The organism is Rhodococcus spelaei (assembly GCF_006704125.1).
GTDB classification, from domain to species: domain Bacteria; phylum Actinomycetota; class Actinomycetes; order Mycobacteriales; family Mycobacteriaceae; genus Rhodococcus_G; species Rhodococcus_G spelaei.
This window is the reverse complement of record NZ_VIGH01000004.1, coordinates 170637-188381: the sequence shown is the minus strand read 5'-3', so window position 1 is coordinate 188381 and position 17745 is coordinate 170637. Positions and strand designations below refer to the sequence as shown.

The 17745-nt window shown below is 69.4% G+C and carries 15 protein-coding genes; 5 read left to right on the top strand and 10 right to left on the bottom strand.

Going from position 1 to position 17745, the window contains the following annotated elements; translation table 11 throughout:
* Positions 1 to 113: 113 nt before the first annotated feature.
* On the top strand, positions 114 to 1082 hold the full coding sequence (locus FK531_RS10285) for a cation diffusion facilitator family transporter (protein WP_142098746.1): 969 nt from the start codon (positions 114 to 116) through the stop codon (positions 1080 to 1082).
* A 17-nt stretch (positions 1083 to 1099) separates the two neighbouring features.
* Here the strand turns inward: FK531_RS10285 and epsC are convergent, their stop codons facing one another.
* The 8 genes from epsC to FK531_RS10245 all read right to left on the bottom strand — a co-directional run bounded on the left by epsC (position 1100) and on the right by FK531_RS10245 (position 9578).
* Positions 1100 to 1684, bottom strand: coding sequence for a serine O-acetyltransferase EpsC (epsC, locus tag FK531_RS10280; protein WP_142098743.1), 585 nt, complete (start codon positions 1682 to 1684; stop codon positions 1100 to 1102).
* A gap of 5 nt (positions 1685 to 1689) precedes the next feature.
* Positions 1690 to 2625, bottom strand: a complete 936-nt coding sequence (gene cysK / locus FK531_RS10275; RefSeq protein WP_142098740.1) for a cysteine synthase A — start codon at positions 2623 to 2625, stop codon at positions 1690 to 1692.
* A gap of 162 nt (positions 2626 to 2787) precedes the next feature.
* Positions 2788 to 4611 (bottom strand): phosphoenolpyruvate carboxykinase (GTP), encoded by a 1824-nt coding sequence (locus FK531_RS10270; protein ID WP_142098737.1) that lies wholly within the window; start codon positions 4609 to 4611, stop codon positions 2788 to 2790.
* A gap of 317 nt (positions 4612 to 4928) precedes the next feature.
* Entirely contained in the window at positions 4929 to 5654 is a 726-nt protein-coding gene (locus FK531_RS10265; protein WP_142098735.1) for a hypothetical protein, read from the bottom strand.
* Positions 5655 to 5901: 247 nt separating this feature from the next.
* The gene (locus tag FK531_RS10260; protein ID WP_142098732.1) at positions 5902 to 6627 is read right to left on the bottom strand and encodes a hypothetical protein; all 726 of its coding nucleotides are present in this window, start codon (positions 6625 to 6627) and stop codon (positions 5902 to 5904) included.
* 363 nt (positions 6628 to 6990) lie between these two features.
* Positions 6991 to 7305, bottom strand: coding sequence for a DUF6802 family protein (locus tag FK531_RS10255; protein ID WP_246098087.1), 315 nt, complete (start codon positions 7303 to 7305; stop codon positions 6991 to 6993).
* 46 nt (positions 7306 to 7351) lie between these two features.
* Complete coding sequence (locus tag FK531_RS10250) at positions 7352 to 8824, bottom strand: hypothetical protein (protein ID WP_142098728.1); 1473 nt, start codon at positions 8822 to 8824, stop codon at positions 7352 to 7354.
* On the bottom strand, positions 8817 to 9578 hold the full coding sequence (locus FK531_RS10245; RefSeq protein ID WP_142098725.1) for a P-loop NTPase family protein: 762 nt from the start codon (positions 9576 to 9578) through the stop codon (positions 8817 to 8819). Before FK531_RS10245 ends, FK531_RS10250 begins: the two co-directional genes overlap by 8 nt.
* Positions 9579 to 9849: 271 nt before the next feature.
* Between FK531_RS10245 and trmB the strand changes: the two genes are divergently transcribed.
* From trmB to FK531_RS10230, 3 genes are read left to right on the top strand one after another with little or no spacing between them, the layout of a single operon-like run.
* Positions 9850 to 10629, top strand: a complete 780-nt coding sequence (gene trmB, locus FK531_RS10240; RefSeq protein ID WP_181762925.1) for a tRNA (guanosine(46)-N7)-methyltransferase TrmB — start codon at positions 9850 to 9852, stop codon at positions 10627 to 10629.
* Positions 10626 to 11339 (top strand): NYN domain-containing protein, encoded by a 714-nt coding sequence (locus tag FK531_RS10235; protein ID WP_142098719.1) that lies wholly within the window; start codon positions 10626 to 10628, stop codon positions 11337 to 11339. Before trmB ends, FK531_RS10235 begins: the two co-directional genes overlap by 4 nt.
* Positions 11339 to 14218: an MMPL family transporter gene (locus tag FK531_RS10230; protein ID WP_142098716.1), complete on the top strand. Its 2880-nt coding sequence runs from the start codon at positions 11339 to 11341 to the stop codon at positions 14216 to 14218. The genes FK531_RS10235 and FK531_RS10230 overlap by 1 nt, the downstream gene beginning before the upstream one ends.
* A gap of 51 nt (positions 14219 to 14269) precedes the next feature.
* Here FK531_RS10230 and FK531_RS10225 read toward each other — a convergent pair whose 3' ends face one another.
* Together FK531_RS10225 and FK531_RS10220 are read right to left on the bottom strand one after the other, a co-directional pair.
* The gene (locus FK531_RS10225) at positions 14270 to 14896 is read right to left on the bottom strand and encodes a DUF1707 SHOCT-like domain-containing protein (RefSeq protein WP_142098713.1); all 627 of its coding nucleotides are present in this window, start codon (positions 14894 to 14896) and stop codon (positions 14270 to 14272) included.
* 27 nt (positions 14897 to 14923) lie between these two features.
* Positions 14924 to 16084 (bottom strand): AI-2E family transporter, encoded by a 1161-nt coding sequence (locus FK531_RS10220; protein WP_142098710.1) that lies wholly within the window; start codon positions 16082 to 16084, stop codon positions 14924 to 14926.
* Positions 16085 to 16251: 167 nt separating this feature from the next.
* Here FK531_RS10220 and FK531_RS10215 point away from each other — a divergent pair, with 167 nt between their 5' ends.
* Positions 16252 to 17706 (top strand): adenylate/guanylate cyclase domain-containing protein, encoded by a 1455-nt coding sequence (locus FK531_RS10215; RefSeq protein WP_142099544.1) that lies wholly within the window; start codon positions 16252 to 16254, stop codon positions 17704 to 17706.
* The last annotated feature ends 39 nt before the right edge of the window (positions 17707 to 17745 follow it).

The following is a 17745-nucleotide window of genomic DNA, read 5'->3' as shown; positions in this document are numbered from 1 at the left end:
TGCGGCCCCCGCGTTCAGATCGGTGCCGATGTCCGGATCGTTAGCATTTCAAGATCAACCCGTGGCCGCCCGTCACCCGGCCGAGGACTGTCGCGGCGCCTATCGTGGCGGGCATGAGCGAGTCCACCGCGGGAGAAGGCTCGCCCCGGGACGACGCGGCCGAGGAGAGCACGCTGACCGTGCTGCTCGCGTTCGGCGCGAACCTTGCGATCGCCGTCGCGAAGTCCGCCGCGGCGATGCTCACCGGGTCGGCGTCGATGGTCGCCGAGGCGACCCACTCGTGGGCCGACACCGCCAACGAGGTGCTGCTGCTGATCGCGAACCGGCGATCACGTCGACCTGCCGAGGACGCGCACCCGCTCGGCTTCGGACGCGAGGCCTACATCTGGTCGATGTTCGCCGCCCTCGGACTGTTCGCCCTCGGCGCCGGGGTCTCGATCACGCACGGCATCCAGGAGCTCTTCCACTCCGAGCCGGCCACCGACTTCGGCGTGGCCTACGCGGTGCTGGCGATCGCGTTCGTGCTCGAGGGAATCTCGTTCCGGCAGGCGTTCAGGCAGATCCGCGACGAGGCCGACGACGCCGACCGGGACCTGCTCGAGCACGCCCTGAAGACTTCGGACCCGACCGTGCGGGCGGTGTTCGCCGAGGACGCCGCCGCCCTGATCGGTCTCGTCATCGCGTTCGTCGGGATCCTGCTGCACCAGTTGACCGGATCCCCCATCCCGGATGCGATCGGGTCCATCGCGGTCGGCGTGCTGCTCGCCGTGATCGCGGTGGTGCTCATCGACCGCAACCGCCGGTTCCTGGTCGGCGAGGAGGCGTCCGGGCAGCTGCATCACGGCGGACTCGAGGCGCTGCTGGCGTTGGCCGAGGTGGACCGGGTGACGCTGCTGCGGATGGAGTACCTCGGACCGCGCCAGGTCTACCTCGTCGCCGGAGTCGACCTGGTCGGCGACTTCGCCGAACACACCGTCGCGGAGATCCTGCGGGACCTCGAGGCGCGGCTCGAGCGCCACCCACACATCGTCAAGGCCGTGCTCACCCTGTCCACGCGGGACGAGGCGAGCCTGCACCTCTAGCGTTGTCGTGGATCAGCTCAGATGTACATCGCCGGGTCGATGTAGGTGGTCGGGTCCACCAACTCCTCGTGCTGCTTGCCACTGCGGTGCCGAATGGTCGCGGGAATACCGGTCGCGATCGAATCCGCCGGGACGTCACGGGTCACGACGGCGTTCGCTCCGATCGCGCTGTCGTCGCCGATCACGATGGGCCCCAATACCTTCGCGCCCGCTCCGATCGTCACCCGGTTACCGACCGTCGGGTGCCGCTTCGTCTTAGCCAGCGACCTGCCGCCGAGCGTGACGCCGTGATAGAGCATCACGTCGTCGCCGATCTCCGCGGTCTCCCCGATCACCACGCCCATGCCGTGGTCGATGAAGAACCGCCGGCCGATGGTCGCGCCGGGATGGATCTCGATGCCGGTGAGGAACCGGGTGAACTGCGCGAGCACGCGCGCCGGACCGCGCAGCGCGGGCACAGCCCACATGCGATGCGCGACCCGGTGCGACCAGATGGCGTGCAGTCCCGAGTAGACGACGGCGTTCTCGACGTTGCTGCGCGCGGCCGGGTCGTGGCCGCGTGCGGCCTGCAGGTCCTCCCGAACCGTGCGCAGCACTCCCATGACTCTCAGTCCCGGATGTGTTCGAACAGCGGGGTGGAGATGTAGCGCTCGCCGAAGTCGGGCACCACCACGACGATCAACTTCCCGGCGTTCTCCGGACGCTTCGCCAGCTGCAGGGCGCCCCAGACGTTCGCGCCCGCCGAGATGCCGCCGAGGATGCCCTCGTCGGTGCCGAGGTCGCGGGCGACGCGGATCGCGTCGTCGAGCTCGACGTCGATGATCTCGTCGTAGATGTCGCGGTCGAGGATCTCGGGGATGAAGTTCGCGCCGAGGCCCTGGATCTTGTGGGGGCCGGGCTGGCCCCCGGTGAGGATCGGCGAGTCCGCGGGCTCGACACCGACGATCTGGACACCGGGCTTGCGCTCCTTGAGGGTGCGGCCGACGCCGGTCAGGGTGCCGCCGGTACCGATGCCCGCGACGAAGATGTCGACCGCGCCGTCGGTGTCGGCCCAGACTTCCTCGCCGGTGGTGCGCTGGTGGATCGCCGGGTTCGCCGGGTTCGCGAACTGCCGTGCCAGGACGGCGTTCTCGGTCTGCGCGACGATCTCCTCGGCCTTCTTCACGGCACCGGCCATGCCCTCGGCGCCGGGAGTGAGCACGATCTCGGCGCCGTACGCGCGCAGCATCACCCGGCGTTCGGTCGACATCGTCTCCGGCATCGTCAGGATCACCTTGTAGCCACGCGCGGCCGCGACCATCGCCAGCGCGATGCCGGTGTTGCCCGACGTGCCCTCGACGATGGTGCCGCCGGGCTTGAGCTCACCGGACTGCTCGGCGGCGTCGATGATCGCGACACCGATCCGGTCCTTGACGCTGTTGGCGGGGTTGTAGAACTCGAGCTTGGCGATAACCTGGGCCTGCGCCCCGTCGGTGACCCGGTTCAACCGCACCAGCGGCGTCCGTCCGACCAGTTCGGTGACGTTCTCGTAGATCTGGCTCATGGCTGATCCTCTCCCCGGCCGCACGGGTCCCGGGTGTCGCTGTCTGTGTATGTATTGCACCACTGCGCCCGCGTCCCCCCGAAACCGGACTCCCGAAACGGGTGAGGGGAACCTTCAACCGGTCAGACCGATTGAAGGTTCCCCTCACCCGAGAGCGGTAGGTCAGCCCAGGCGCTGCTTGAGTGCCTCGAACTCGTCACGGATGCCCGAGGGCACCTTCTCACCGAGGAACTCGAACCACTCGGTGATGAGCGGGATCTCCTGCTTCCACTCCTCGACGTCGACGGCCAGTGCCTCGTCCACGTCCGCGGCGTCGACGTCGAGCCCGTCGAGCTCGAGATCCGCGGCGGTCGGCACGAAGCCGATCGGCGTGGTCTGCGCACCGGCCTTGTGCTCGATGCGGTCGATGACCCACTTGAGCACGCGGGAGTTCTCGCCGAAACCGGGCCACAGGAAGCGACCGTCGTCGCCGCGACGGAACCAGTTGACGTAGAAGATCTTCGGCAGCTTCGCCGAGTCGGCGTTCTTGCCGAGGGTGATCCAGTGGTTCAGGTAGTCACCGGCGTTGTAACCGATGAACGGGATCATCGCCATCGGGTCGCGGCGGACGGTGCCGACCGCACCCTCGGCCGCCGCGGTCTGCTCGGACGACAGCGTTGCACCGAGGAAGGTGCCGTGCTGCCAGTCGAAGGACTCGCTGACCAGGGGGACGGTGGTCTTGCGACGGCCGCCGAACAGGATCGCCGAGATCGGAACGCCCTGCGGGTCGTCCCACTCGGGGGCGAGGATCGGGCACTGCGACATCGGGGTGCAGTAGCGCGAGTTCGGGTGGGCGGCGGGCGTGCCGGACTCGGGGGTCCAGTCGTTGCCCTTCCAGTCGATGAGGTGCTCGGGCTTGTCCTCGAGGCCCTCCCACCACACGTCGCCGTCGTCGGTGAGCCCGACGTTGGTGTACAGCGTGTTGCCGGCCTCGACCGTCTTCATGGCGTTCGGGTTGGAACCGTGGTTGGTGCCCGGCGCGACGCCGAAGAAGCCGAACTCCGGGTTGACGGCGTAGAGCCGGCCGTCCTCACCGAAGCGCATCCACGCGATGTCGTCACCGAGGGTCTCGGCACGCCAACCGGGGATGGTCGGCTGGATCATCGCGAGGTTCGTCTTGCCACAGGCGGACGGGAAGGCCGCCGCGACGTAGTACGCCTTGTCCTCCGGCGAGATCAGCTTGAGGATCAGCATGTGCTCGGCCAGCCAGCCCTCGTCGTGGGCCATGGCCGACGCGATACGCAGCGAGTAGCACTTCTTGCCCAGGAGGGCATTGCCGCCGTAGCCGGAGCCGTAGGACCAGATCTCGCGGTCCTCGGGGAAGTGGGTGATGTACTTGGTGTCGTTGCACGGCCACGGGACGTCGGCCTGGCCCTCGGCCAGCGGCGCGCCCACGGAGTGCAGCGCCTTGACGAACGGCTTGTCGGTGCCCAGCTTGTCCAGTGCGGCCTGGCCCATGCGGGTCATGATGCGCATGGAGACGACGACGTACTCGGAGTCGGTGATCTCCACGCCGAGCTTCGGGTCGGCAGCACCGAGGGGGCCCATGCAGAACGGCACCACGTACATGGTGCGACCGCGCATCGAGCCGCGGTACAGGTCCGTCATCAGGGCCCGCATCTCGGTCGGGTCCATCCAGTTGTTGGTGGGGCCGGCGTCGATCTCCTCGCGGGAGCAGATGTAGGTGCGGGACTCCACGCGCGCCACATCCGACGGGTCGGAGTTGCCGAGGAAGGAGTTGGGCTTCTTCTCGTCGTTCAGACGGGTGAAGGTGCCGGCCTCGACGAGCTGGGTGGTCAGGCGGTCCCATTCCTCGTCGGAACCGTCCGCGAACACGACACGGTCCGGCTGCGTCAGCTCGGCTACCTCGCGGACCCAGGCGAGCAGCTCGCCATGCGAGGTAGGCGCGTCAGTACCGTTCAGACCTGGAATGGTCGCTGAGGTCATCAAACTCTCCCTGGGTGTGCCGGAATCGAGTCGACCGCACGCCGGAAGAGGCATGCGATGGAGCCGATTGCTCCCTCTCGGCGGGGTGCTACCCGCTGTTCGACCGCCGCGTGCGAGTGGTTGCACACGGTGGCGGACGACACGGGCGCCGGGTGTCCTGCTAAGAGGTTAACTCTGCCCGTCCCTCTTGCGGGAATCGGGTCTGGTCGGATGCCTCACAGGACCGATTCAGCGATCGTTCGCGGCGTACAGACAACTCCGGCGGTGACGATTCGTTCATCGTCACCGCCGGAGGCGTCAGTCGTTACCGCGAGGAACTAGCTGCCGTTCTTGAGGACCTTGGTGATCGTGTCGCCGAGGACGTCGGAGATCGAGCCGGTGGAGCTGAGCTGGCCCTCCGAGGAGCCGAGGCCCGCCATGTCCAGGCTGCCGGTGGTGACCTCGCCCGGGTTCGGGATGCGGACGGTGAAGCAGGCGGTCAGGTTCGGCATCTCGTTGGAGACGCCGACGGTGCCGGCCACACCGGTGCCGCCGCTGGTGACCTGCGAGCCGATCGCGGCGTCGCCGGGAACCTTGTAGGTCATCTTCAGCGTGAGCGGGTTCCCGGAGTTCACGAACCAGCCGGTGTTGGTGACCTTCCAACCGTTGCCGTTCTGGGTGGGGGTCACCTCCTCCTCCTGCTGGCCGGTCGGGATGCCGACGTGGAACGCCGTGATCGTGGCCTTGACCGGCGCTCCGAAGCCGGCGGGCGGGATGTCGTTGATGGTGTTGACGTACGGGTTGCCGATGCCGGTCGTCGAGATCACCGTGGTGTAGGTGACGTTGGTGCCGGCAGCGGCCTGCGCCGCCGAGACCGTCTTCGAGTAGTTGTGGGTGATACCCCAGGTGCTGATGTCGTTCTTGCTCACCTGGCTGCTCTGGTTGCAGGTGCCGGCCGCACTGGCGGTACCTGCGCCGAGGCCCACACCGACGGTCACACCGGCCACGACGAGTGCACCGGAGGCGGCGGCCGCAGCAACGCGGGCCATCGAGGATCGGGACATGTAGATCTCCGTTCGATCAAGTACAGGCCCCGCTGTCGGGCGCGCGGAAGCCTTGCGTAGACGTTTCGATGTGCGTGATCGCAGTCACACACTCGGACCTTTATACGGACAAGCGTCCAGCTTCACAGGCCTTTGCCGGAAATTCGCGGAACTGGTCGTGACGATCGCGGCCGTACCCGACAAAGGCCTCCGGCGGCGGCGAGCCGCGCTCGTCACCGCCGGAGGTGTTCAGTAGTCCACGGCCGGACTAGCTACCGTTCTTCAGCGCCTTGGTGATCGTGTCGCCCAGGACGTCGGAGACCGAGCCGGTCGAGCTGAGCTGGCCCTCCGAGGAGCCGAGGCCCGCCATGTCCAGGCTGCCGGTGGTCGCCTCGCCTGCATTGGGGAGACGCACGGTGAAGCACGCGGTCAGGTTGGGCATCTCGTTCGAGACGCCGACGGTGCCGGCCACACCGGTGCCACCGCTGGTGACCTGCGAGAAGAGCGCGGCGTTGTCCGGAACCTTGTAGGTCATCTTCAGGGTGACCGGGTTCGAGGAGTTGACCGACCAACCGGTATTGGTGACCTTCCAGCCGTTGCCGTTCTGGGTGGGGGTCACCTCGCTCTCGTGCTCACCGGTCGGGATGCCGACCTGGTACGCGGTGACCGTCGCCTTGACCGGCGCGCCGAAGCCGGCGGGCGGGATGTCGTTGATGGTGTTGACGTACGGGTTGCCGATGCCGGTCGTCGAGACCACGGTCGTGTAGGTGACCTCGGTGCCGGGGGACGCCTCGGCGGCCGAGACCGTCTTCGAGTAGTTGTGCGTGATGCCGAGGGTCGTGATGTCACTCTTGCTCACCTGGCTGCTCTGGTTGCAGGTGCCGGCCGCAGCGGCCGTGCCCGCGCCGAAGCCGACACCGACGGTCACACCGGCCACGACGAGTGCACCGGACGCGGCGGCCGCGGCAACGCGGGCCATCGAGGATCGGGACATGTAGATCTCCGTTCGATCAAGTACAGGCCCCGCCATCGGGCGTGCGGAGGCCCTGTGTAGAGGTTTCGTGTGGGCGACGCTGTTCACCCACACGGACCTTTATACGGACAAGCGTCCAGTTCCTCAGGGCTTTCGCGTTTTCCGTTACGGGTGGGGTCAGAATTGATCCGATCCGCCGACACGGCTCGGGGCATCGCAGCTAGGGCGTGTCTCCTAATCCCTCTTGGATGCACCTGGCGAGGCAATCGTCGTCCTGCAAGGCGGAGGAGGAGCCGATACCGCTGTTGTATCGGCGACGACGACAACGCCGCAGGGGGGCGATTGGGCGCCAGGGGCGCCGAAACGGGGATTGGGAGACATGCCCTAGAGCCGGCCGTGATCGGTGCGCTCCCACTGCAGCGTCCCGTCCGGGTCCCGGTGCGCCTCCCACGCGGCATACGCACCGTCCTGCTCGACGGTGGTGACGTGATCGGCGAACCCGTCGCCGTCCAGATCGGACGCGATCGCGACGCCTGCCGAGCCGGTGACTGTGCGGGAGTCGAGGACCCCGTCCCCGTCCAGGTCGACGGTCGGGTCACGCAACTCGAGTTCGCCGACGTCCGCGCCCATCGGGTGCTCACCGAGATCGGCGACACCGAGATCAGGGGCGCCGAGCAGCAGGTCGTCCTGAAAGATCATCGCGGTTCCTTCCGCTTCGATGACCGGCCGGATCCGGACCGGTCGCTCAGATGCTTGGACGCACCCGGCCCGGTGCCGGTTCCGGTTCCGGCCGACCTTCACCCAGATACCGGTCGAGCACCGCAAGGTCGCGTTCGCACGCGGCCAGCCGACCCGACGTCCGGGTCACGCACTCACGCAACTGCCGGTCCAGTCCGGCGAGCCGCTCGTCCACCTCGGCGGCCCGCCGGCGGTGCGCAGCGAGCGCCGCCTCGGCGACGCGGGCCTCGGTGTCCACCAGTCGTCCCAGTGCACGCTGCTCGAGCGCCGCCCGCACCTGTGCGAGCGACTCGGCCACCCACTGCCGCAGGTGGTTGCGGTCGGCGAGGTGCCCGCGTGCCCGGGTCAACCACCAGGCCGCGACGCCACCGACCAGCAGGGTGACCGGGATGCTCGCCAGGTTCAACGCGGGCACCGTCGACATCGGAGCCATCACCAGCCGGCCGAGGCCCAGACCGGCGGACGCGCCGACCAGGATCATCATCCGGTCCTCGACACCACGATGGCGGGGTTCCGGACCGTCCAGCACAGGGGGCGTCCGATTCGGCGGCCCGACCACCGCCTCCCCCGCCCGCCCCGCATCGCCTGCACTCCCCGACACCTGCGCGGCGATCCGGTCCAGCCGCTCACCCGCCGCCTCGTCCAGGTCCGCGGTCAGCCCGACCACCTGGGCCCGGAGCCACTCCGGGAACCGGGTCAGCTCCGACCGGTCGGCGCGGTCGATCCGGGAGCGGGCGGTCGCCGACAGCGCCCGCACCCGGTCGCCGACGTCGTGTACCAGGTCGACGCGGGCCAACGCGGTCAGTCGGCGCAGCGTCGCGGCAGACTCCGCCCGGACGCCGTCGCGGTCGGCGATCAACGCGACCCGCCGCGCACGCAACTCCGCCGTGTCCTCGTCGCTCCGCAGAGCGGTCGCGGTGGAACGCACCTGCTCTCGGGTCCGGTTCGCGGCCGCGCGGAGCCGGGCGCCGGGCGCGTCCGGAACGCGGGCCCGGTCCCGCTCGAGCGCCGCGGCGAGCTCGTGACGCAGGGCCGTCAGACATTCGTCGCCGCCCGCGGAGACCGGGTGGATCACCGCGCCGGCGAACCGGGGTGCGTGGTCGGCGAGCAGCGCCACGTCGCGTTCACGCACCGCCTCCCAGCCGCGGTGCGCGTCGGTGCCGGTGAGCGCGAACGTCACGGACCACGCTTCCGCGGTGCCCGACCGCAGCAGGTCCAGTTCCTCCCGGCCGAGCGGTCCCGACGCGTCGAGGACCATCAGCACGACCGTCGCCTGCGGGTCGGGGTGCTCGGCGAACCGCATCCCGGGCGCAGCGAACCGCAGTCGCGCGGCGAGCTCACCAGCACCCGTGCCGGGCAGTCCGAGCACCGACACGCACGGATGCCGGTCGGCCGGGTCGGGGCGGTCGAGATCGGCGAGAGTGCCGGGATCCCAGCGTCGCACGACCGAGACGAGTTCCGGGGGCGGCTCCTCAGCCATCGCGACCCCAGGACCGGACGGCGTCGCGCTGCAGGGTGAGTGCCGCGCGCATCGCGCGCGCGTCCCGGCTCGCGGCCATCCGGTCACGCCAGTCGACGGCCCGGCGCAGCGCCTGCGGCCTGCTCTCGTCGGCCGGGACGGGTTCCCCGGTGGCCGTCGCGGCGAGCCGGACGCCCTCGTCGCCAGCCAGGTACTCCTCGATCGGGTCTCGGACAGCCGCCATGCCGGTGTGCGACCGCAACGCCGCGAGCAGTGCGGCCGACCGGTCCGCCCGCACCGCCGCCACCCGGGCCGCGACCGCGTGCCGGACCGCCCCGATCCCGCTCCCTTCGCCGACCGTCGACGTCGGCAGGCACGACGTCCCGAGTTCGTCGGCGCAGTGGTCGGCCGCCGCGGCCGGGTCGCCGAGTGTGTCCACCTTGTTCAGCACGAGTACGGCCCGCTCACCCGCCTCCCGCAGGGCCGCCCGGTCCGCGGACCTCGGCGGGTCCAGGACGACCAGCAGCACGACGTCCGCGGTCAGGTCGGGGTCGGCGGCGCCCGGCACGTCCCACGACGCGGTCTGCTCGACCGCCGCTCCCGGGACCGGGCCCAGCGACGCCGCGACCGCCGACTTCCCGACCCCGGCCCGCCCGGTGACCTCGACGCGCACCGCGGCGCCGAGCAGTCGGGTCGCCCGAGCGATCGTCGCCGCGGCCGTCGGGTCCGCCTCGCCGAGCGTCTGCAGCAGTCGGTCCACACCCGTCGACGGCATCACGTCACCACCCCCACAAGAGATGCACAGAGAAATACGGAGAAGTCGGCGCGCCCTCCCCGGCGCGTCCGATAACGATGATTGCACGCGCCCGAGGCCGTCACACCTGGAATACAGCCGAAGCGTCGACCGGTGCGCGATCCGGCGCACGGCCCTGAACGCGCTGGTCGAGACGATTCCGGAGGCGCTCCCCGATGACAGCGCGGTCCGGAGCGCCCGCGGTCGGCGGCGTCGCTTCCCAGGAAACTCTCAAGTTCCCCTTAAGGCCCCGCTGCCGGAAACCGGCCGCATGCGTGACAATGGTCCGGTGAATGACGCCGAACCCCGGGTGGCTGGAGCCGCCGAACAGGGCTCCCGCCTGTACCCCCGGGTAACCAGTTTCCGATCGCGCCGCGGCGCACTGACCGACCCCCAGCAGCAGACCTGGGATCGTCTGTGGCCGGTGATCGGCGCCGACGTGTCGGACGAGCCGCTCGACACCGCGGCATGGTTCGGCAGGCAGGCCCCGACCATCGTCGAGATCGGCTGCGGGACCGGCACCGCGACCACCGCGATGGCCAAGGCGGAACCGCACGTGAACCTGCTGGCCGTCGAGGTGTACCGCCCCGGCCTGGCGCAGCTGCTGCAGGCCGTCGAGCGCGAGTCCATTTCGAACATCCGGGTGCTGCGCGGCGACGCGATGGACGTGCTGGAGAACATGCTGGCGCCGGCGTCGCTGACCGGGGCGCGCGTGTTCTTCCCCGACCCGTGGCCCAAGGCGCGGCACCACAAGCGCAGGCTGCTGCAGGCCCCGACCTTCTCCCTGATCGCCGACCGGCTGATGCCCGGCGGCGTGCTGCACGTGGCCACCGATCACGCCGAGTACGCCGAGTGGATCGCCGAGACCGGCGACGCCGAACCCCGGTTGACCCGGCTGGACTGGGACGAACTCGCCGCCGGCGACATCGAATCGCCGATGACCCACGAACGCCCGGTCACCAAGTTCGAGGACAAGGCGCACCGCGTCGGCCGTCCGATCACCGAACTGATCTGGGGAAAGGTCGAAGCATGAGCGTCAGCGAGCGATTACCGGACACCGGCACCGCAGTGGGGGCGAACTCACCCGGCACGGACGCAGGTGAGGTGCGCCACCCGCGGCGGGTGCTGCTGGTGTGGGACGCACCCAACCTCGACATGGGGCTCGGCGCCATCCTCGGCGGTCGTCCGACCGCCGCCTACCGGCCACGATTCGACGCGCTCGGCCGGTGGCTGCTCGGCCGCACGGCGGAACTGTCGGGCACCAGCGCGGTGCGCCTCGAACCGGAGGCGACGGTGTTCACGAACATCGCTCCCGGCAGCGCCGACGTCGTCCGCCCGTGGGTCGAGGCCTTGCGTAATGTGGGTTTCGCGGTGTTCGCCAAGCCGAAGATCGATGAGGACAGCGATGTCGACGCCGACATGCTCGACCACATCGCCCTTCGCGCGCGTGACGGTGGCCTGGCGGGCATCATGGTCGCCTCCGCCGACGGGCAGGCTTTTCGCGAGCCGTTGGAGGACATCGCAGCAACCGGCGTCCCCGTCCAGGTTCTCGGCTTCCGCGAGCACGCGAGCTGGGCGGTCGCCTCGGAGATCCTCGAGTTCGTCGACCTCGAAGACATCCCCGGGGTGTTCCGCGAGCCGCTGCCGCGGGTGAGCCTCGACTCGCTCCCCGACGAGGGCGCCTGGTTGCAGCCGTTCAGACCGCTGTCAGCCCTGCTCATCGGGCGTCAAGGAGTTCAATAGTGTTCGCCAGCTGGGGCCGCATCGTCTACCGCCTCCGATTCACGGTGATCGGGGTGATGGTCGCGCTGATGCTCGGCCTCGGGGCGTACGGCCTCGGCCTGGAGAACCACCTGAGCCAGAGCGGCTGGGACGATCCGGGCTCGGAGTCCGTGGCCGCGGCCAAGCTGGCGGACGGCACCTTCGGGCGCGACACCAACGCCGACGTGGTGCTGCTCTTCACCGCGCCCGACGGCAAGACGGTCGACGACCCGGCGTTCGCGGCGAAGATCACCCAGCACCTCGATCAGCTCGCACGGAACAACCCGGAGCAGATCCTCAAGGTCAACGGCAGCTACTGGTCGACGAAGCTGGCCCTGTTCACCGACGCCAGCAAGGAACACGCCCTCGCCAGCGTGGGTATCGCCGGCGCCAACGACACCGAGGTCGCGGCCAACTTCAAGAAGGTGCGCGACCAGTTCTACATCCCGGGCGTCGACGTGCAGTTGACCGGCCTGCAGCCGGTCACCGGCACGCTGAACGACACGATGGCCAACGACGTGCACCGGATGGAGATCCTCGCGATTCCCGCCGTCGGCGTGCTGCTGTTCTTCATCTTCGGCGGTGTGGTCGCGGCCGCGTTGCCGCTGATCGTCGGCGGGCTGACCATCATCGCCGCGAACGGTGTGGTCAAGCTGATCACCCACTTCACCGAGGTCAACTCGTTCGTCTCACCGGTGGTCTCGCTGATCGGCCTCGGCCTCGCGATCGACTACGGCCTGTTCATGGTCAGCCGGTTCCGGGAGGAGATCGCCGAGGGCTACAGCACCGGTGACGCCGTCCGGCGCACGGTGATGACCGCGGGCCGGACGGTCGTGTTCTCGGCGACGATGATCGTCGCGAGCCTCGGCGGCCTGCTGATCTTCCCGCAGGGCTTCCTCAAGTCGGTCGCCTACGGCGCGATCGCGGCGGTCATCCTGGCCGCGATGATCTCGGTGACCGTGCTCCCCGCGATTCTGGGCATCCTCGGCAAGCGGGTCGACGCCCTCGGTCTGAAGTTCATGCGCAAGACCAAGACCACCGACGAGATCGAGTCCAGCATTTGGGGTCGGCTCACCCAGTGGGTGATGAAGCACCCACTCAAGGTCGCGATCCCGATCGTGATCGGCCTGCTGCTGCTGACCATCCCGATCTCGAACATCAAGTTCGGCGGCATCAACGAGACCTACCTGCCGCCCGACAACCCGACCCGCGTCGCACAGGGCGAGTTCAACGAACTGTTCCCCAACTCCCGGTCCGAGCCGGTCAAGCTGGTGATCGAGGGCGCCAAGGGCGCGCAGATCACCCAGATCGTCAAGGAGGCGAGCGCGGCCCCAGGTCTGGTCGAGAAGTTCACGGTGAACAACCCGACCAAGGACGACGTGACCGTCTTCAAGGCCGGCCTGGTCAACCGCAACGACTCCGCCGCGACCATCGACTACCTCCGCGCGATGGAAGTCCCCGACGGCGTGAAAGTGCTGGTCGGCGGTACACCCGCCATCGAGCAGGACTCCATCAAGGCACTGCTCGACAACCTGCCACTGATGGTCACGCTGGTCGTGCTGCTGACGACGCTGCTGATGTTCCTGGCGTTCGGATCGCTGGTGCTGCCGATCAAGGCCGTGCTGATGACGGCACTGGGCCTTGGCGCCACGCTCGGCATCCTCACCTGGATCTTCATCGACGGCAACGGCGCGGGCCTACTCAACTTCACGCCCGGACCGATCATGTCGCCGGTGCTGGTGCTGATCATGGCGATCATCTACGGTCTGTCCACCGACTACGAGGTGTTCCTGCTGTCGCGGATGGTGGAGGCGCGCGCGCAGGGCGCCAGCACCACCGAGGCGGTGCGGGTCGGCACCGCGCACACCGGCCGCCTCATCACCGCCGCCGCACTGATCCTGATCGTCGTCACCGGCGCGTTCGCATTCTCCGAACTGGTGATGATGAAGTACATCGCCTACGGCATGATCGCGGCGCTCGTCATCGACGCGACCCTGATCCGCATGTTCCTGGTGCCCGCGACGATGAAGTTGCTCGGCGACGACTGCTGGTGGGCGCCCGCCTGGATGAAGCGGATCCAGGAGCGACTCGGCCTCGGCGAGCCGATCCTGGCCGACGAGCGGATGCCGGAGAACGTGCCCGAGATCGCCGCGGTCGGTGTCGTGATGGCACCGGTCGAGCCGGTCCCGGCGCGCGCCTCGAACCCGCTGACCCGCGACGCCGTCGAACGGGTGCTGCCACCGAGGACCGCGGCCGCCCAGCGCATCGCAGCGACGGTGGAGCCGCTGGTCGGCGAGCCGCTGACCGAACCGATCCCCCGGGTGAGCCCGAAGACCGAGGCCATGACGCAGCGCCCCCAGCCGGCGCCGTCGAGTCCGTCGGCGCGGGTGCCCGCGCCGCGTGCGGCGGAATCGACCCCGTCCGCGCAGGACCGCCCGATCGAGAGCTGGCTGCAGGACCTCCGGATGCCGGCGCGCGAGCCGGCGAACGTGCCGGTCCCGAACGCCCCGCACGGGGTGCCCGCCCAGAACGGGATGTCGCAGAACGGGCACGGGGCGACGCCACAGCCACAGGCGACGTCCCAGCCGAGGCCGGTTCCGCCGCAGGCACGTCCGGTTCCGCCGCGGCCTGCCGCGGCCGCGCCGATGCCCACCGCGCCGATGCCCGCGCCCGCACCTCGGGCCGCGGCCCCCGTCCCACCGGCACCGCAGCCGCCCGCACCGCAGCGGCCCGCCCCGCAGGTGCCTGCCCCCGCCGACGATCCGGTCGAGCCCCCTCTCGAGCCGGGCCGTCACCGGCACACCGAGGGTGCGCCGACGGTCAGCGTCAGCGAGTTGCTGGCCCGCCAGAAGCGCGAGTGACCGGCTCCCCCGGTTCTTCCCGCTGCGATCTCGGGGAGAACTGGGGGTGTCTCAGCCGAGCATCCGCTTCCAGGACGTCCCGAACGGATGCTTGGCGGTGATCGACCCGAACCGGACCTTCCCGCGGACCACCAGGTGCAGCGGTCCGGCCGCAGGTCCGGTGCGCACCCGGTTGGTGGTGCTGCCGCCGACGGTGTCGACGCCGTTGAGGTCGACCGTCGCTTCGGGCGGGACGATCAGCGTTGTGGTCCCGCAGACGTCGTCGACGATCAGCTCGACCACCTGGGTCTGCATCACCGCCTCGCTGAAGTCGAGGGTGACGCTGGAGAACTTGTTGTTCACATGCAGCGTCGGCGGCACCTGCCAGGGCCCCTTGCGGGTCACCGAGGTCATGGTGGCGCGCACGGCGTTCGTCGGCGTCGGCACCGGACTCGGCGCGGCGTAGGTCGGACCGGGCGCTGGGACCGCTTGCCGCGGCGCCTCGTCCGTGACCACCCGCATCCCGGGCAGGTCGTAGAGCACCGCGTTCAGCTCGCCGCGGGTCTTGGCGGCCAGTGCGGTGTCCATCCGTTCGGTGAACTCCCCGAGCGAGAGCATGCCCTGCCCGACCGCACGCTGCAGCAGTTGCCCCACGTGCTCGCGTTCGGCGTCGGACACCCGCAGATCCCTTGCATCCATGGCACCAGAATATGCGGCGCCGCAGAGTTACTCAGGTTCGTCGGGAATGGCCGGGAACAGCGGCAGGTGCGGGTCCTCGATGTCGACCTCGTCCGGGACCTCTTCGGGATCCTCCGCGAGCAGCGACCGGACCGCGGTGTTCAGCACCGCGACGATCGGCACCGCGAGCAGACCACCGACGATTCCGGCCAGCACGATGCCGGTGGTGATCGACAGCACCACGGCCAGCGGGTGCAGCCGGACCGCCCGGCCCAGCAGCAGCGGCTGCAGCACGTGCCCCTCGAGCTGCATGATCCCGATGATGATGCCGAGCGTGATCAGCGCGGTGATCAGTCCCTTCGTCACCAGCGCGACGAGCACCGCGACGAACCCGGTGAGGAAGGCACCGACGATGGGGATGAATGCACCGATGAACACCAACGAGGCCAGCGGAAGCGCGAGCGGGACCCCGAGGATCGCCAGTCCGGCCCCGATACCGAGGGCGTCGGCCGCCGCGACCGCGACTGTCGCGCGCACGTAGCCGACGAGCGAACCGTAGCCCTGGCTGCCCGCGAGGCGGACCCGCTCACGCGAACGGGTCGGGATGATCCGGGTGACGAACGCCCAGACCTGCTCGCCGCCGTAGAGGAAGAAGATGAGGGTGAACAACGTCAGCGCCGCGCCGGTGAACAGTTCCCCGATGACCTTGCCGGTGGTCAGGGCTCCACTGGTGAGGGCCTGCTTGTTGTCCTGGATCGACTTGACCACCGAGTCGCCGGCCTGGCGGATCTGTTCCTCGGAGAAGTGGAACGGCCCCGAGGTCAGCCAGTCCTGGATCTGGTTGACGGAGTGGGTGAACTGGTCGGTCAGTCCGGGCAGTCCGGTGATGAACTGTTCGATGACGAACGTCATGATGCCGGCGACGAGGCCGATCGCGCCGACCAGTACGACGACGACGGCCGCGGACCGCGGGACGCCTTTCCGTTGGAGCCAGTTGACCAGTGGGGACAGTAGCGCTGACGCGAGCAGCGCCAGCCCGACCGGGATCACCACGGTGTCGAGCTTGTGGACCAGGTAGCCGAGGGTCAGTAGGCCGGCGAAGAGCACCAGCAGTCGCCAGGTCCACTCGGCGCTGACTCGGACCAGCGGGTGCACCGACGCGGCGTCGGCCCCCCGCGGTCGAGTCTCGGGCGACTCGTTCGCGGTCACCCGGGCGAGCCTATCGGCCGCGCGGAGGTTTTGCGGGACGTGCCCGGACGGCCGTTTCCCGAGTCCGCATCGTCGACTGTCTGCACCGCAGCGCTAAATTGGTCGCTGTGCTGGCATCCTCCTATCGAGCGGTCGCGCTGACCATGCGCAGTCGTTGGCCGCTCTACATGGGGTCGATGATCCTGGCGAACTTCATCGGTGCCGTTCTGGTGCTGGCGTTCATCAGGTACGGGCTGCCGATCACGGAGACGGACGCGATCATCGCGGACCGGGTACGCAACGGCATCGTCTTCGGCATCTACCTGTTCCTGGCGGGAGTCGTCAGCCTCGGTGCAGCCGCGATGATGCTGCGCTCGGTGATCCGCTGGCAGCTGCGCGGCGGGCCCCCGACCCGCAGCGAGCAGATGGCCGCCCTGCACGCCCCGCTCCGGCAGGCCATCGTGCACCTGATCCTGTGGGTGTTCGGCGGGATCCTGTTCGTGGCGTTGACCGCCTCGGAGATGCCAGAACTGGCGGTCGCGGTGGTGGTGACGGTCTGCATGGCCGCGACCACCACGTTCGGTTTCACCTACATGCTCGGTGAGCGCATCCTGCGACCGGTCGCGGCGCGGGCGCTGAGTGAAGGCCGGTTCGACCGGACGCTGGCACCGGGCGTCGGCACCCGGATGGCGATGACCTGGGGGCTGGGCACGCTGATGCCGGTCATCGGCATCATCCTGCTGTGTGCCACTCAACTGAGCACCGACCTGCAGTTCTCCACCAACTCGCTGGCGGTCGCGATCCTGCTGCTGTCGGGCATGACGATCACCACCGCGTTCGTGCTGTCGATGTTGACGGCCAGCCAGGTCTCCGACCCGATCCGCCAGTTGCGCCGGGCCATCGAGCGGGTCCAGCGTGGCGCTACCGACGTGCAGGTGGAGGTGTTCGACGGCAGCGAGATCGGCCGGCTGCAGGTCGGCTTCAACCGGATGATGGCGGACTCGGCCGAGCGTCGGGTGCTGCGCGAGCTGTTCGGTCAGCACGTCGGCGAGGACGTGGCGCGTCGCGCGCTGCAGTTCGGCACCGAACTCGGCGGCGAGACCCGCTTCGTTGCGGTGCTGTTCGTGGACATGGTGGGCTCGACCGGGGCCGCGGCCGAGCAGCCACCGGGCGAGGTGGTCAGCCTGCTCAACGAGTTCTTCCGGGTGGTCGTCGACGTGGTCGACCGTCATCACGGCTTCGTCAACAAGTTCATGGGCGACGCGGCCCTGGCCATCTTCGGCGCCCCGCTGGACCGGCCGGACGCCCCGGCCGCGGCGTTGGCTGCCGCGCGGGAGCTGCGGTTCGCGCTCAACGACATCACCGGCCTCGACATCGGAATCGGCGTGTCGGCCGGCCTCGCGGTGGCCGGAAACATCGGCGCCGCAGAGCGTTTCGAATACACGGTGATCGGCGACCCGGTCAACGAGGCGTCCCGGCTCACCGAGCTGGCCAAATTGCGCCCGAGCCGGGTGCTGGCCTCGACCAGCGCCGTGTACTTCGCCGACGACGAGGAGCAGGCCCAGTGGGAGCTCGGTGAGCAGGTGCAGTTGCGGGGCCGGAACCGCGTGACCCACCTGGCGAGCCCGATCCGGTACCCGTGACCGTCGGTCCGGTGTTGGCGGGTGATTCGCCGGCCGTTG